11 protein-coding genes and 1 tRNA gene are annotated in these 14,671 nt (G+C 72.3%); 3 read left to right on the forward strand and 9 right to left on the reverse strand.

The window, feature by feature from the left end; all coding sequences use genetic code 11:
• Positions 1-2 precede the first annotated feature (2 nt).
• Positions 3-407: a globin gene (locus AB0L45_RS02015; RefSeq protein ID WP_031004512.1), complete on the forward strand. Its 405-nt coding sequence runs from the start codon at positions 3-5 to the stop codon at positions 405-407.
• Between the two features lie 207 nt (positions 408-614).
• On the opposite strand, the gene AB0L45_RS02020 is transcribed toward AB0L45_RS02015, so the two are convergent.
• The 7 genes from AB0L45_RS02020 to AB0L45_RS02050 form a co-directional block, all read right to left on the reverse strand.
• Positions 615-1,394 (reverse strand): hypothetical protein, encoded by a 780-nt coding sequence (locus AB0L45_RS02020; protein WP_365835086.1) that lies wholly within the window; start codon positions 1,392-1,394, stop codon positions 615-617.
• Positions 1,391-1,843 carry a thioesterase family protein gene (locus tag AB0L45_RS02025; RefSeq protein WP_365835088.1) on the reverse strand — a complete coding sequence of 151 codons (453 nt, stop codon included), beginning with the start codon at positions 1,841-1,843 and terminating at the stop codon, positions 1,391-1,393. Before AB0L45_RS02025 ends, AB0L45_RS02020 begins: the two co-directional genes overlap by 4 nt.
• A 5-nt stretch (positions 1,844-1,848) precedes the next feature.
• A complete protein-coding gene (ettA, locus tag AB0L45_RS02030; RefSeq protein ID WP_365835090.1) occupies positions 1,849-3,513 on the reverse strand; it encodes an energy-dependent translational throttle protein EttA in 1,665 nt (554 codons plus the stop codon).
• A gap of 528 nt (positions 3,514-4,041) precedes the next feature.
• Entirely contained in the window at positions 4,042-5,448 is a 1,407-nt protein-coding gene (locus tag AB0L45_RS02035; protein WP_365835092.1) for an LAETG motif-containing sortase-dependent surface protein, read from the reverse strand.
• 323 nt (positions 5,449-5,771) lie between these two features.
• Complete coding sequence (locus AB0L45_RS02040; protein ID WP_365835094.1) at positions 5,772-6,485, reverse strand: single-stranded DNA-binding protein; 714 nt, start codon at positions 6,483-6,485, stop codon at positions 5,772-5,774.
• A gap of 259 nt (positions 6,486-6,744) precedes the next feature.
• Entirely contained in the window at positions 6,745-9,264 is a 2,520-nt protein-coding gene (locus AB0L45_RS02045) for a YfjP family GTPase (RefSeq protein WP_365835096.1), read from the reverse strand.
• Positions 9,265-9,425: 161 nt separating this feature from the next.
• A complete protein-coding gene (locus tag AB0L45_RS02050; RefSeq protein WP_365835622.1) occupies positions 9,426-11,168 on the reverse strand; it encodes a dynamin family protein in 1,743 nt (580 codons plus the stop codon).
• A gap of 314 nt (positions 11,169-11,482) precedes the next feature.
• Here AB0L45_RS02050 and AB0L45_RS02055 point away from each other — a divergent pair.
• Positions 11,483-11,555: transfer RNA gene (locus AB0L45_RS02055), tRNA-Arg, on the forward strand.
• Between the two features lie 375 nt (positions 11,556-11,930).
• Here the strand turns inward: AB0L45_RS02055 and AB0L45_RS02060 are convergent.
• Positions 11,931-12,533, reverse strand: coding sequence for a DUF1707 domain-containing protein (locus AB0L45_RS02060; protein WP_365835098.1), 603 nt, complete (start codon positions 12,531-12,533; stop codon positions 11,931-11,933).
• Between the two features lie 359 nt (positions 12,534-12,892).
• On the opposite strand from AB0L45_RS02060, the gene AB0L45_RS02065 reads away from it, so the two are divergent.
• A complete protein-coding gene (locus AB0L45_RS02065; RefSeq protein ID WP_365835100.1) occupies positions 12,893-14,131 on the forward strand; it encodes an acyltransferase family protein in 1,239 nt (412 codons plus the stop codon).
• Positions 14,132-14,354: 223 nt separating this feature from the next.
• Here the strand turns inward: AB0L45_RS02065 and AB0L45_RS02070 are convergent, their stop codons facing one another.
• Positions 14,355-14,564, reverse strand: a complete 210-nt coding sequence (locus AB0L45_RS02070) for an MbtH family protein (RefSeq protein WP_365835102.1) — start codon at positions 14,562-14,564, stop codon at positions 14,355-14,357.
• Positions 14,565-14,671: the final 107 nt, after the last annotated feature.

Raw genomic sequence — 14,671 nt, forward strand, 5'->3', positions numbered from 1 at the left:
GGGTGAACAAGATTCCGCGCGGCACGCTTCAGGAACAGACCTTTTACGAGCAGGTCGGCGGGGAGCCGACCTTCCGCCGCCTGGTGCACCGTTTCTACCAGGGGGTGGCCGAGGACCCGCTGCTGCGGCCGATGTACCCGGAGGAGGACCTGGGACCGGCCGAGGAGCGGCTCGCGCTCTTCCTCATGCAGTACTGGGGCGGCCCCCGCACGTACAGCGACGGCCGCGGCCACCCGCGGCTGCGGATGCGGCACGCGCCCTTCACGGTGGACCGTGCCGCTCACGACGCCTGGCTCAAGCACATGCGGGACGCGGTGGACTCCCTGGAGCTGTCCCCCGAGCACGAGACGCAGCTGTGGAACTACCTGACGTACGCGGCGGCGTCGATGATCAATACGGCTGAGTGACGCCGTAGGGGAGTGGCGGGTGGCGGGCAGCAGCAGTCGGCGCACCCGCCCGGCCCCGGCCCTACGCGACTGTCAGCAGACGTGCGCGCCTCCGGCCCCACGTGGCTTTCCCGGCAGACGCCAGCACTCCGGCCCCACGTGGCCTTTTCAGCAGACGCCAGCGCTCCGGCCCCACGTGGCCTTTTCAGCAGACGTTACGTCTGCGTCTCAGGCCGGCGTCACCGGGAGCGCCGACGGTCCGCCCGTGCGGACCGCGACCGACCCGTACGGCGTCCGCAGGCGCAGCCAGCCGCCCGCGGCCAGCAGGGTCAGGGCCGGCGGCTCCGCCAGTGCAGCTCCCGCGGAGCCGGAGCCCTGGCCGCCGCCCGTCGCCCCGTAGGCGCCGGCCTGCGCTTCGGCCCGGGCGGGGCGCAGGAAGCCCAGGGACTGCGCGGCGTGCGCGGCGCGCAGCGGCAGATGGGTGTCGCCCAGCGTGCATGACCAGATCTCGCGGCCGATGCGGTCGCGCTCGGCGCGCGTACGGCGTTCCGGCGGCAGTGCCTCGTCCCGGGCGCGGAACTCGGCGACGGCGAGCGCCACGGTCCTGCCGAGCGCCTGCGGCGAGGGCAGTCCGGGCACCTGCTGCCAGCCGCCCCGCGGCGGCAGGACACCGGCCCACGGCGGGCCGGTGACGGCGGCGGGCAGCGTCAGGCTGTCCGCCGACTCGTCGATGCCTTCGAGCAGATCGCCGGCGGAGACGGTGAGGTCGAGACCGGCGTCGGGAGCGGTGTCAAGGGCGGTGCCGGGCAGGGCCTCGGGCGCGGCCGGCGCCAGACGCGCCGTACGGATCGCCAGCACCTCGAACGACGGCGGCCGCCCGAACACGGCGAGCACCCCGCCGCCCGCCTGCAACCGCACCGCGGCGGCCCGGTCGTAGTGGATCAGCCGGGCCAGGAAGGCGGCGAGGTCCGCCGCCTCCCCGGCATCGGCCAGGCGCAACGCCGTCATGCGGCGACGGCCCCCTCCTGCTGCTTCGCGTCGGCCGCACCGGCCGCGTCGTCCAGGTACTCCTGGAGGAAGGACCTCTCCTCCGCGGTGATCCGGCGGGGCCGTTCCGCGGCGAAGTCGTACGGCACGACGACGGTCGAGGCACGCACGTACACCGCGTCCTCGTCCTTGATCTCGTACGCGATCGTCATCGACGCGGCGCCTATCTTCGTCACCCACGACTCGACGGTCACCGGCGCGTGCCGGTGGACCAGCGGACGTACGTAGTCGATCTCGTGGCGGGCCACGACGGACCCGCCGGAGAAGGACGTGCTGCCCTCGCCCGGCGCCAGCCGCCACATGAAGTCGATCCGTGCCTCTTCGAGGTACCGGATGAACACCGCGTTGTTGACATGACCGAACGCGTCCATGTCGGACCAGCGCAGCGGGCAGGAGTACAGGTGTCGCACGCGGCTCAGCCCCGGGTGAGCTTCTTGTACGTGGCGCGGTGCGGACGGGCCGCGTCCGGGCCGAGGCGCTCGACCTTGTTCTTCTCGTACGACTCGAAGTTGCCCTCGAACCAGAACCACTTGGACTCGCCCTCGTACGCCAGGATGTGCGTGGCGACGCGGTCCAGGAACCAGCGGTCGTGGGAGACGACCACGGCGCAGCCGGGGAACTCCAGCAGCGCGTTCTCCAGCGAGGACAGGGTCTCGACGTCGAGGTCGTTGGTCGGCTCGTCGAGGAGCAGCAGGTTGCCGCCCTGCTTGAGGGTCAGCGCCAGGTTCAGGCGGTTGCGCTCACCACCGGAGAGCACACCGGCCGGCTTCTGCTGGTCCGGGCCCTTGAAGCCGAACGCCGACACGTAGGCGCGGGACGGCATCTCGACCTGGCCGACGTTGATGTAGTCCAGCTCGTCCGACACCACGGCCCACAGGGTCTTCTTGGGGTCGATGTTCGAACGGTTCTGGTCGACGTAGGAGACCTTGACCGTCTCGCCGACCTTGATCTGGCCGGAGTCCGGCTCCTCCAGACCCTGGATCATCTTGAACAGCGTGGTCTTGCCGGCGCCGTTCGGGCCGATGACACCGACGATGCCGTTGCGCGGCAGGGTGAAGGAGAGGTCGTCGATGAGGACCTTCTCGCCGAACGCCTTGTTCAGGTGCTCGACCTCGACGACGACGTTGCCCAGACGCGGGCCCGGCGGGATCTGGATCTCCTCGAAGTCCAGCTTCCGGGTCTTCTCCGCCTCGGCCGCCATCTCCTCGTAACGGGTCAGGCGGGACTTGGACTTGGCCTGGCGGCCCTTGGCGTTGGAGCGGACCCACTCCAGCTCTTCCTTCAGACGCTTCGCACGCTTGGCGTCCTTCTGGCCCTCGACCTTCAGGCGGGCGGCCTTCTTGTCCAGGTACGTGGAGTAGTTGCCCTCGTAGGCGATCGCGCGGCCGCGGTCCAGCTCCAGGATCCACTCGGCCACGTTGTCGAGGAAGTACCGGTCGTGGGTGACGGCGACGACGGTGCCGGCGTACTTGGCGAGGTGCTGCTCCAGCCACTGCACGGACTCGGCGTCCAGGTGGTTGGTGGGCTCGTCGAGGAGCAGCAGGTCGGGCGCCTCCAGGAGGAGCTTGCACAGCGCGACGCGACGGCGCTCACCACCGGAGAGGTTGGTGACCGGCCAGTCGCCGGGCGGGCAGCCCAGCGCGTCCATGGCCTGCTCCAGCTGGGTGTCCAGGTCCCACGCGTTGGCGTGGTCCAGGTCCTCCTGGAGCTTGCCCATCTCCTCCATCAGCGCGTCGGAGTAGTCGGTCGCCATCAGCTCGGCGACCTCGTTGAAGCGCCGGAGCTTGTCCATGATCTCGCGGGCGCCGTCCTGGACGTTCTCCAGGACCGTCTTGCTCTCGTCCAGCGGAGGCTCCTGGAGGAGCATCCCGACGGAGAAGCCCGGGGTCAGGAACGCGTCGCCGTTCGACGGCTGCTCAAGACCGGCCATGATCTTCAGCACCGTCGACTTGCCGGCGCCGTTGGGCCCCACGACACCGATCTTCGCGCCAGGCAGGAAGCTCAGCGTCACGTCGTCAAGGATGACCTTGTCGCCGTGCGCCTTGCGCGTCTTGCGCATCGTGTAGATGTACTCAGCCAAGAGAAACCGTCCGGCAGTCTGGATCTGTCATGGTCAATGCGGCTCCGCCGCGTGGGCCGATGAGCGGCTCCGCCGCGCGAGGGCAGATACACCCCATCTTGCCGTACGGCCAGCCCGCGATGGAAACGAGTACCTCGGAGGGGTGTGATCCGGGGCACGGGGTGGGGGGCCTGTGGAGGTTCCGAGGCACGGAGTGGGGGCCGGTGGAGGGGCCTGTGGAGGTTCCGAGGGGGCCCTGTGGGGTGCGATGGGGTCTGTGGAGGGGCGGCGAGTGGCTGGGAGGAAGCCGTGGGGCTGCGGGCCTGCTGTGGCGCGCAGCCCCGGGAACGCCGCCGCCCTCCGTGGCCGAGGAGCGGTTCCGCTCGGACACGGAGGGCGGTGAGTGGTACGCGTACGGTCACGGGGCGGAACGGTCCGCGCCGGGGCGGGCTGAGTCGGGGCGAGCCGGTCCGCGCCGGGGCGGGCCGGGTCGGCCGCGGTCCCGGGGCTTACCGCCCCGGGACCGGTGACTCCGTACCCGTACCTCGGTTACGCGTTGACGCCCGCCTTCTTCTTACGGAGGAAGAAGACCGCGCCGCCGCCGACGACGACCAGCGCGACCGCGACGCCGGCGATCACCGGGGTGGCGTTGCTGGAGCCGGTCTCGGCCAGGTCGCCGCCCGCGCCACCGCCGGTGCTGCCGGAGCTGGTGCCGCCGGCCGAGGCCGGGCTGGGCTGCGACGAGGGCTTGCCGGGGGTGGTGCCGGCGGTCTTGCAGTCGAGGACGCCGGTGAAGGTCTTCTTGAAGCCGCCCTCACCCGCGATCGTGATCTCGTACGCCTGGTCCTCGCCGACCGGGACGGTGATCGTCTCGGACTTGCCCGGCGCGATCACGTGCTCCTTGCCCGAGAGCTTGAAGCGGAACGGCGCGTCGCCCTTGTTGGTGGCCGTGACGTCCACGCCGCCCTTGGAGCAGTTCTTCTCCGCGGTGACGGCCGGAGCCGCGCCCTGCTTCTTCCAGGAGGCGGTGGCGGTGGCGGTCGCGGTGGACTCGCTGGAGCCGGCCAGGATCATGGTCTGGCTCTTGACGCGGCCGACGCTGCCGGTGAAGGCGCGGCCGACCGAGACCTTGGTGGCGGCCTGCGCGGTCAGCGAGGTCGCGCCGTCCTTCGCGCCGGCGGGCACGTCGAAGAAGAGCTTGGTGCCGTTGACCGCCTTGGTGACGGGCTTGCCGTCGGAGCCGACCACCTTCACGCCGGCGGGGCTACCGGCGGCCGGGGAGACGGTCACGCTGTTGGCGTTGGTGTGGACCGTGACCGGGCCGAGCTTGCTGCCGGACTTCCCTGAGACGGCCGGCGGGTCCAGCTTCAGCGACGCCTCGGGCTCGGCCAGGCTCTTGGCGCTCTTCTCCAGGTAGTCGGCGAGCTTCTCGGCCGCGGGGTCGAGAGCCTCGACGTCGGCCTTGTCGGAGAAGCGCCAGATCGCGACCTGGGTACCGGCGGCAGCGGTCTTCTCGCTCAGGCTCCCGGCACCGGCCTTCTGAGCGAGCGAGGCCAGGTCGTTGACCTGCGGGTAGGAGTTCTGCAGGATCCAGCGGATCTTGCCGGCGTCCTCGTTGTCGTGCAGCGACGAGGCGCTCCAGGGCACTTCCTGGTACTTCGCCCGCTGCTGCGTCGGGGTGCTGATGTCGATGCAGTACGTCTGGAGATTGCCGCCGCCCTCGACGGTCATCTCGAAGAGTCCGGCGCCGATGCGCTCGTCGTGCCCGTTGACGTGCCGCACCGCATCGCCGTAGGTCTTCAGGCCACCCAGCGTGGCACTGGCACCGCCGTGGGTCGGCGCCGCGTCATCAGCCGCGGCAGGGCCCGCGGTGGCTATCGCTCCCGCCGCGACCAGGCCCGACGCCAGGACCGCGGCGGCAAGGCGGGCTGCGCCCCGCCTCTTCACTGAAATCATGAATTTCCCCTCTGGGCGAGGCGGGATCGATAGGGGAGATGCCTCGCCGGAATGAACCCAAAGAACTCAACAGCCGAATACATCAGCCCCCGTGAGTACTCGTGAGTACCCGACGGATCCTAGAGAGCGGGCGCAACATGGTCCCCCTCAATACCGTCCCATAAGCGATCCGAATCACAATCGTTACCGACTCCACCCCACTTGACCTGGCATTATCGACAAATCACCGGGACTTTCCGGGCACTGGACGCTTCTCCGGCGTAAGGCGCATCGAGGGCCGCGGGCGCGTTCCCGGAGATTGCTGACGGGGTGTCGGGAGGGTGTCAGGTAGCGGCAATAGCCGCCACCTCCCGGGTGGCCGTCGGTGGGGGCGACGCCCAGTCAGGTTCGGGGCCGGGAACGGAAACGGGAGCGGGAGCGGGGGCGGGGGCCGGGGCCGGGGAGGTGGCAGGTGTTTCGGGTGTTGCGGATGTGGTGAGCGTGGTGGGCGTGGTGGGCGTTGTGATCGGGGTGGGGGCTTCTGGGCCGTCCCGCCGGGCGGCCGGGGGTGGCGCCGAATCCGTACTCATCCGGCTGATCCGCCGGAAGGCGGAGGTGCCGCGTGACAGGTCGTGTCCGACGGCCACCGCGTCCACCTCGACGGACACCCGGCGCTGAGCGCCCTGGTTGCGCTGGCCGTTCGCCCCGCCCGGCCCGCCCTCTTCACCCCGCCCGTTCACTCCGCCCGGCCCACCCTGCCCGTCAGAGCCGGCCTTGTCCTCGGGCAGCTCCCGTTCCCACACCCGCATACGGCCGTGTACGACGAGGGGTTCGCCGCGCGACACCGAGGCGGCGACGTGGTCGGCGAGCGACCGCCACGCACGGACGGTGTAGAAACTCGTGTCCCCGTCGACCCAGCACCCGCGCTCTTTGTCCCAGCGCCGCGCGGACGTCGCCAGGCGGAACCGCACCGCCGAGACGCCTGTCGTGGTCTGCCGGTGCTCCACCGCCGTCGCGGCGTTCCCCACCAGCGTCACCATCGTCTCGTACATCGCCATCGCCTCCCCCGTCGTGGGCCCACGGTGAGCCCTTCGGCCCGCTGCCCGGGCCTGCGTGGAATCCATGCTGCACGGATTCGCCGGAGCCTGCCGAGGCCTGTGTGCTACCGACGGGTTGTGGACAACTCCGTCACACGGGCGAGGCCTTCGCCGCGTTCCTCCCAGCCCCGTCTCGCGTTCCTCCCAACCCGGTCTCGCGTTCCTCCCAGCCCGGTCTCGCGTGCCTCCCAGCCCCGTCTCGCGTTCCTCCCAACCCCTCTCACAACCCCGCCGCCACCGCGTACTGCTCCCGAACTTCCCGGTAGCGCAGCAGTTCGGCGGCGACCGGTTCCAGCACCGCGGCGCGGCCGCAGCCCGCTGCCGCCGTACGCAGCCGGCGTTCCGCTTCCTGGCCGTACCGACGGGCCGCCCCACGTCCCGCCACCCCGCACACCCAGGAGAGGGCCGGGCCACCCGCCGTCCCGATGGCCGTCACCAGCAGCGCGGACAGCCACTCCTCCGTCTCCGCCGCGCCCACCATCACGGCCAGCAGCCACAGCAGCCCGGTGATCTGCGCCATCGTCAGCAGCCCTTGCAGCACGGAAGCCGCCGTCCACCATCGCGGCCGCACCTGGGGCCCGGCACGCAGGGCGCCTTCCGAGACGGCCGCCGCCCGGTCCAGCGCCTCCGGCAGTTCCTCGGCGCCCCGGACGGCCGCCTCGCGCACCGCCTGCGCCCAGGGCGCCGGCAACCCCTCCGACGCCTCCCCCGCCACGGCCCGTACGGCCTGCTCGACCAGCGGCCGGGCCGTCGCCCGCCCGTCCACCGGCACCCAGCCGCTCACCGTGCCGTACGCGCCGTCACCGCACGCTTCACCGCTCACGTCACCGGCTGCTCCTGCCTCCACATCCGCCTCCGACTCCGCATCCGCCTCCGTATAGGCGTCCCGGTGCCACAGCTTCGACGGCCCGGTACGCCCCGGACTCGTCCGCCCGGACCGGCCGCACCCCGTACCCGGCCGCCGGCCGCGCAGCCGCAGACGTAGCCACGGCGTGCCGCACGCCCGCTCGCCGTGCCGCAGCCAGTCACGCTCCGCCGCGCTGCCCATCGCCCCGGCGCCGACCGCCTCGGCGAGCCAGTCCTCGAACTCCTCCCGGGCCGCTTCCGTCAGCCCGTACCGCCCGTCCGCCACGTACACCGGCCGCAGCCGGCCCGCCGCCGCCTCCACGTCGGCGGCCAGCCGCCGGTCCGGCGCGCCGCGCTCCGCGACGAACTGCCGCAGCGCCTCCTTCAGTTCGCCGACGCCCTCGCCCGTGGCCGCCGACAGCGCCAGCACCGCGGCGCCCGGCTCGCCGTGCTCACCGAGGGCCAGACCGTCCTCGTCGAGCAGTCGCCGCAGGTCGTCGACCACCTGCACGGCGGCGTCCCCCGGAAGCCGGTCCACCTGGTTGAGTACGACGAACATGACCTCGGCGTGGCCTGCCAGCGGCCGCAGATACCTTTCGTGCAGCACCGCGTCGGCGTACTTCTCCGGGTCGACCACCCAGATCACCGCGTCCACCAGTTCCAGCATCCGGTCGACCTGCTCGCGGTGCCCGGTGGCGGCCGAGTCGTGGTCGGGCAGGTCCAGCAGGACGAGGCCGGGCAGTACGGCCGCGCCGCCGGCCGGTGTGTGTCGGCGGCGCACCGGTACGCCGAGCCGGTCCAGCAGTGCGTGCGCGCCCGGCTGACCGCCGGCCCATACACAGGCCACCGGCTCCGAGGTCGTCGGCCGACGCGCGGCCACGTCCGACAGGTCCGCCCCTACGAGCGCGTTGAACAGGGAGGACTTGCCGCTGCCAGTGGCTCCCGCGACGGCGACGACGGTGTGCTCCCCGGACAGCCGGTACCGCTCGTCCGCCGCGCCCAGCACCCGCCCCGCCTCGGCCAGCGTCGCCTCGTCCAGGCGTGTCCGGGACAGTCCGACCAGTTCCCGGAGGGCGTCCAGGCGTGGCCGCAGCCGCTGCCGGGCCGAGCGCCGGTCCCTGGAAGGTCCGGAGAGTCCGGAAGGTTCGAAGGGCCCGGAAGAGCCGGAGGGGCCGGCGGAGCCGGAGGGGCCGGAGGCTTCGAAGGCCCTGGAGGTTTTGGAGGACCTGGGAGTTCTGGTGCTTCTGAGGCCTCTGGGGGCTCCGGGACCGCTGCGCTCCTTCGTGGGGCGAAGGGCGGGCGCAGGGGCGCACTCCTTCGCCTCCTGTGCTCGTTCGCGTCTGCTCCGGGGCTCCTGGACGGGCGCCGCGGGCTCCTGGAGGACGGCCAGTACGGCTTCGAGTTCGCTGTCGCCCTCGTCCTCCCACTCCTGCCAGTCGCGCTGCTGGTGCCACTCGTCCCCGTCCAGCCAGCCGTCCTCCTCCCCCTGGTGGGGGCCCCGGTCCCGGTCTTCCCACTCCAGCCACTCAGGCCACTCACGCCACTCAGGTTGCCTGCCTTCGCGGGGTTCCGCCGCCGCTTCCCGTGCGCGAGCATGGCGCCGGCCGGAGGCGGGCTTCGCGTCGGCACCCTCCTGTGCGCGGCGTGCGATCAGCCCGTCGTTCCAGGAGGTACGCGCCTCGGCCGGGGGTGGGGGCGGCGCCGGGGACGAGGCCGAGGAGGGGCGGGGGGCGTCCGCTTCCGTGCGCAGGACCGTTTCCGTACGCAGGACCGCGTCCGTGCACAGGACCGCGTCCGTGCCTGTATCCGTGATGGACACCGCGCCCGCATCCGTACCGGGATCAGTGCCCGCATCCGTACCGGAATCCGCGCCCACATCCGTGGCGGGATCCAAGCCCGCCCCCGTCGCGGAATCCGAGCCCGCACCCGGCACGGGATCCGCGGCCGCCCCCGTCGCGGAATCCGCGGTTCCCGGCCGGCCCCGACCTCGACCCCGATCCCCGCCCCGACCCTCGCCCCGACCCTCATCCCCGCCCATACGCCCCACAGGAGCAGTCACCGCGTCACCTTCTCCTTCTGCAGTAGAGACAGCGCGGCGATCAACGCGGCCTGGTGGTCCGGCCGTACGCCCAGCGACTCCAGCGGCGTCAGGCGCCGCTCCCGTTCGCCGTCCAACGCGCGCTGAAGGTACGTGTCGAGCAGCCGGCCGCCCCGGTCACGCAGCCGTACCGCGGCCTGTGCGCCCAGTAGGTCGGCGAGGGCCTCGCCCGCCGTACGGGCCCGGCGGCCGCCCAGCAGGGCGGTGGCCAGCAGCGCCGCGGCCTCCTCCGGGTCGGCCGCGGATTTCGCGCGGTCCCCGGCCCGCGCCCCGCGCGCCCCGCGGCCGCCACGCGCCGCGCGCGCCTCCCGTACGCCTTCCTCCGCCAGTTCCTCCAGGCAGCGCCGCCACCGCCGTACGACCACGCCCAGGCGCGCGGCGGAGGCGGCGGCGTCCGCCACCTCCGCCAGGGCCGCGTCCGCCGCGGCGGGGTCCTGGCGCCACGCCTCGGTGGCCCGTTCGTCGGCTTCCTCCACCGCGCAGCGCAGCAGGGAGGTGAGGCCGTGGGTCAGGGCGTCCAGCAGTTCGTCGGGGCGGCCGCCGAGTTCGTGGTCGCGCCAGTGGGCGCGGGCGTCGCCGGACAGCACCTCGCCCTGCTCGACCTCTCGCCGTACTCGGGACGCGGCCTCCTCGTACGCCTGCTCCACCTGGTCGGCCAGCCGCAGCGTGGCGGCGTGCTGGGACGCGGAGGCCCCGGCGAGGGCCGGCATCCGTGAGTGCAGGGAAGCCAGGATCCCGGCGGTGGTGCGGGCGGCTGCCGCGTTGCGGACCGCCGGGTCCTGGGCGTGCCGTTCCAGCCAGCGGCGCAGCGCCGCCACCGCCGTGGCGGGCAGCAGTCCGCTGCCGCCGCCGGCCGACTCGGGCAGCTCGGGGATGGTGAAGCGGGGTACGTCCCCGAGTCCGGCGCGGGTCAGTAGTGCGGCGTAGCGCGCCGAGATGTCGGTGGCGATCTGGTGCGGCACCCGGTCCAGCACGGTGACGAGCGTGACGTCGTACTCCTTGGCCGTACGCAGCAGGTGCCACGGCACCGCGTCCGCGTACCGGGCGGCGGTGGTGACCAGCACCCATACGTCGGCCGCGCAGATCAGCTCGGCGGCCAGCTCCCGGTTGCGCGCGACCAACGAGTCGATGTCGGGGGCGTCCAGGAGGGCCAGTCCGCTGGGGAGCGCCGGGTCGGTCTCGATGCGCAGGGGAGCCAGGCCCGCCGCGCTCTGCGCCGCGCCGCGGACCTCCGCGTCATCTTCACCTTCGTAGGTGTACGGACACTCGCGTTCACACGTGTCGTCGTACGCGTCGCCGTACGCGTCGGGCTCCTCGGGGCCGTCCTGCTCGGGCACCCAGACGCGGGTGAACTGCGGCAGTACGCGCCGTCCCGCGAACCAGTGGTGATCGTCGGGGTGGCAGACGAGTACCGGCGTCCGGGTCGTCGGCCGCAGCACGCCTGCCTCGCTGACGCGCCGGCCCACCAGCGAATTGACGAGGGTGGACTTGCCGGCGCCGGTGGATCCGCCGACGACCGCGAGCAACGGGGCCTGCGGAGCGCGCAGGCGGGGCATCACATAATCGTCGAGCTGGTCCAGCAACTCGGACCGGGTACGCCGGGCGCGGGCGGCGCCGGGCAGTGGCAGCGGGAAGCGCGCGGCGTCGACGCGGTCGCGCAGCGCGGACAGGACGTCAAGGAGCCGGGGTGGTACATCCAAGGTTGCCACTCGTGCAGAATGCCCAATTTTGGCAGGTTTTTGAAGCGTATAGCCCTCTGTGCGCGCCGCGTAAACCCGTACAGATCGGGATCAGCGACGCATGAGGCAGTCGCGATCAGAGAGGCTCAGGCATAACGAGTGCACAACACCCGACGCGTGAGGCGCCAAAAACGGTGCAGAATTCGTACCTGCCTGCGATTATCGGGACCGCTTCACCGAACCTCCACAACGTGCCACGGAGGTGAAGCAACCGGGACGAGGCACGCGGAGCCCTATCCTTGTCGGCGGCCCGTGTGATCCACGTCCACCACCCGGCCCCCGTAGCTCAGTGGATAGAGCAGGTGCCTTCTAAGCACTTGGCCGCAGGTTCGAGTCCTGCCGGGGGCGCACCGTCCGCTGCGGCGGAGGCCCTGGCTGATACGCCGGAAGTCTCGGTCGGCACGGCGGGGACTCCGGTCGGTACGGCGGGGACTCCGGTCGGTACGGCGGGGACTCCGGTCGGTACGCCGGAGGCCTCGGTCGATGCACCGGAGGCCCCGGCTGGTACGCCGAAGGTCCCGGCCGGTACGCCGGAGGTTCCGGTCGATACGCCAGAGGCCTCGGCCGATACGTCAAGGCCCGGCCGGTACGCCGGAGCCGATGCCGGGCGTCACTCGGCCGCTGTGTGGGCAGGCCGGCTGTTTCTTGCCAGGGTCTGCAGTTCCGCCGACCCTGCCTGCCGCCTTTTGCCCGGGCCTGTCGCTTCTCTGCCCAGGTTGCCTCTTACTTCGACCGTTCGCGCTTCAGCAGGCGGCGTTCGCGGGTGTTGGGGTGGCGGACGATCACACCGGCCATGCCGACGGAGCCGCTGAGCCGGATGAGCGGGGTGTCCGGGTGCCGCTCGGGGGTGGTGCGGTCCCTGAGGGCGCCGAGGCCGGTCGCGATGCCGGCGGTGTCCGCGGCCCACTCCTCGGGGATGACGACCGTGACGCCCGCCATCTCTCCGTGCACCTCCACCTCGACCTCGGGCAGCCGGCACTCGGTCCGGGTGAAGTCGAGCCGTACGCCGCCCATGCCGCCGTGTGCGGTGATGTGCGCGGGCACCTCCCAGCGCCCCGTACGGGAAGCACCGTGGAAGCCCCCCTTGAGAACCAGCGGTTCGCCCGGGTCCGTCACGGAGACGGCCCGCGGCAGGTCGGCGGTGAGCGGCGCCAGGTCGGCGAAGGTCTTGGCGGTCAGCGCCTGTTCCAGCCGTTCGTCCAGCTCCGCGAGGTCGATACGGCCCTCGGCCGCCGCCTCCCCCAACCGTTCCACCACGGCCTCCCGGTCGGCGTGGGAGGCGCGCAGCTCGCCCCAGGAGGTGGGTTCCGGAGTCTTGGCGGTCATAGGGGTGATGATACGAACAGTGGGCTCCCGTACGGGACATGCCTGAGGGGCCCGCGCAGACGGGCCCGCGCGAACGGGCCTACGCGAACGGGCTCACGCGAACGGGCCCGCGCGAACGGATCCAAGCGGAAGGGCCCACGGCCGGGGGTTGACCCCCTGGGACGCAGTGTGGTTTGCCCCACCCGGACCCGGGTTCTGGCCCGACTGTTTCCTCCGGCTCCTCGCACCAGCATGGACGGCGATCGGCGATCACCTTCATGACGGGCTCCCGGCCGGCCCGTGGCACGCCACGGGCCGGCCGGGTGCGAGGAGAGGAAAGCTGCCATGCCGCGTCCCACGCACCGAACGGGTGCCGGCCCATGAGCCTGGACGAACGGTCGCGCCCCCGAAGACCGCTGTCCCGCCCGGCCGCCGGCCTTCCGGCGGTCCGACGCGACCGGGCCGTCGACGGGCTGCGGGCGCTGGCCCTGCTCGCCGTACCGACCGGCCACTGGCTCGCCGGCGGCTTCACCCTCGACGCCGACAGTGCGCTGCACAACGCCAGTGCGCTGTCCGCGTCCGCGCCCCTCGCGCCGATCACCTGGGTGCTCCAGATGCTGGGCATCTTCTTCCTCGTCGGCGGCTACGCCTCCGTGCTCTCCTTCCGGCGCGCCACCGCGCGGGGCACGTCCCCGGGCGACTGGCTGCGCGGCCGGCTGGCCCGGCTCGTACGGCCTGCCGTCGGTGTCACCGCCGTCTGGGCCGTACTCGCCGCCGTCCTGTACGCGGCCGGGGTTCCCGTCGCGACGCTGCACACGGCCGCCACGCTGGTCGTCCAGCCCCTGTGGTTCGTCGGCGTGTACGCGGTGGTGACGGCGCTGACGCCGTACTGCGTCGCGGTCTCTCGGTGGCTCGGGGGCTGGGCGGCCGCCCCACTGGCGGTGGTCGTCGCCGTCGTGGACTTCCTGCGCTACGGCCCGTACGCCGACTCGATCCCGTACTGGACCACGTTGATCAGCGTGATTCCAGGCTGGCTCTTCGGCTATCAACTGGGCGTCTCCTGGGGTGAGAAGCGGCTCGGCCGGCGCGGCGCCCTGCTGCTGCTCGCCGGCGGCGCCGCGCTCTTCGCCCTGCTCCTCCTGGCATTCCACTACCCGGCGAGCATGGTCGGCGTCCCCGGCCAGGACCGCAGGAACTCCCACCCGCCGTCGCTGCTGGTGATCGCCCTCGCCGCCGCGCAGTCGGGCGCGGCGATCCTGCTGCGCGACCGCATCGCGGCTCTGCTGCGGCGGCCCGCGCTGTGGGGGCCGGTCACGGCCGTCAACCGGTCCGCGATGACGATCCTGTGCTGGCACCAGACCGCCATGCTGGCCCTCGCCGTACCGGCCTCGTTCGCCGGTACGACGGTGGCCGGCCTGACCACCACGCCCGACTTCACCGCCTGGATGGCGACCCGGCTGCCGTGGCTGCCCCTCTTCGCCGTCACGCTCGTCCTCATCGCCCGGGCGGCACGGCGGCTGGAGATGCCGTGGACGGGGGCTTCCCGGGGGGAGCGGGTGTGTGCGGGGGTGCTGGCGGTGGGATTCGCGGCGTTCGCGCTGCGGTTGGCGGGGGTGTGAGGTCTGCCGCTCAGCGCTTGTGGCTCGTGGGGCACGGCTCACGGCTCATGGCTCATGGCTCATGACTCACGGCCCGTGGCTCACGGCTCGTGGCTCATGACGACGAAGAGCACCCGTTCCGGGGTCGGGACGGGTGCTTTCGTGTGGGGGCGCTTTCCCGTATAGCTGCGTGGGGCCGTGCGCGGCCGTTGGGGAGCCGTTTTGGGGCTGCTTGGCGCGAGGCTCAGTTGGCCATGGCTTCGGCCAGGCTGCGGGGCCGCATGTCGGTCCAGTGCTCCTCGACGTAGTCCAGGCACGCCTGACGGTCCTCCGGGCCGAAGACGCTCTGCCAGCCGGCCGGGATCTCCGCGAACGACGGCCACAGCGAGTGCTGGTTCTCGTCGTTCGTCAGGACGTGGTACTGCGCCTCCGGGTCTTCGAAGGGGTTCGTCATGCGCGTGGCCTCTCGGTGAGGAAGTTACCGGTGGAGAATTGGATTATGCGTGAGGTTGCGCCGCTGTCGTAGGGCGGGGAGGGGTTTGGGGAGGAATCGGGGAGGGT

It is taken from the genome of Streptomyces sp. NPDC052496 (genome assembly GCF_040679095.1).
GTDB lineage: Bacteria > Actinomycetota > Actinomycetes > Streptomycetales > Streptomycetaceae > Streptomyces.

Coding starts and splice junctions, on each gene's coding strand:
- AB0L45_RS02020 (WP_365835086.1), bottom strand. CDS start 1,394: ATGACGGCGTTGCGCCTGGCCGATGCCGGGGAGGCGGCGGACCTCGCC.
- AB0L45_RS02035 (WP_365835092.1), bottom strand. CDS start 5,448: ATGATTTCAGTGAAGAGGCGGGGCGCAGCCCGCCTTGCCGCCGCGGTC.
- AB0L45_RS02040 (WP_365835094.1), bottom strand. CDS start 6,485: ATGGCGATGTACGAGACGATGGTGACGCTGGTGGGGAACGCCGCGACG.
- AB0L45_RS02060 (WP_365835098.1), bottom strand. CDS start 12,533: ATGACCGCCAAGACTCCGGAACCCACCTCCTGGGGCGAGCTGCGCGCC.
- AB0L45_RS02065 (WP_365835100.1), top strand. CDS start 12,893: ATGAGCCTGGACGAACGGTCGCGCCCCCGAAGACCGCTGTCCCGCCCG.
- AB0L45_RS02070 (WP_365835102.1), bottom strand. CDS start 14,564: ATGACGAACCCCTTCGAAGACCCGGAGGCGCAGTACCACGTCCTGACG.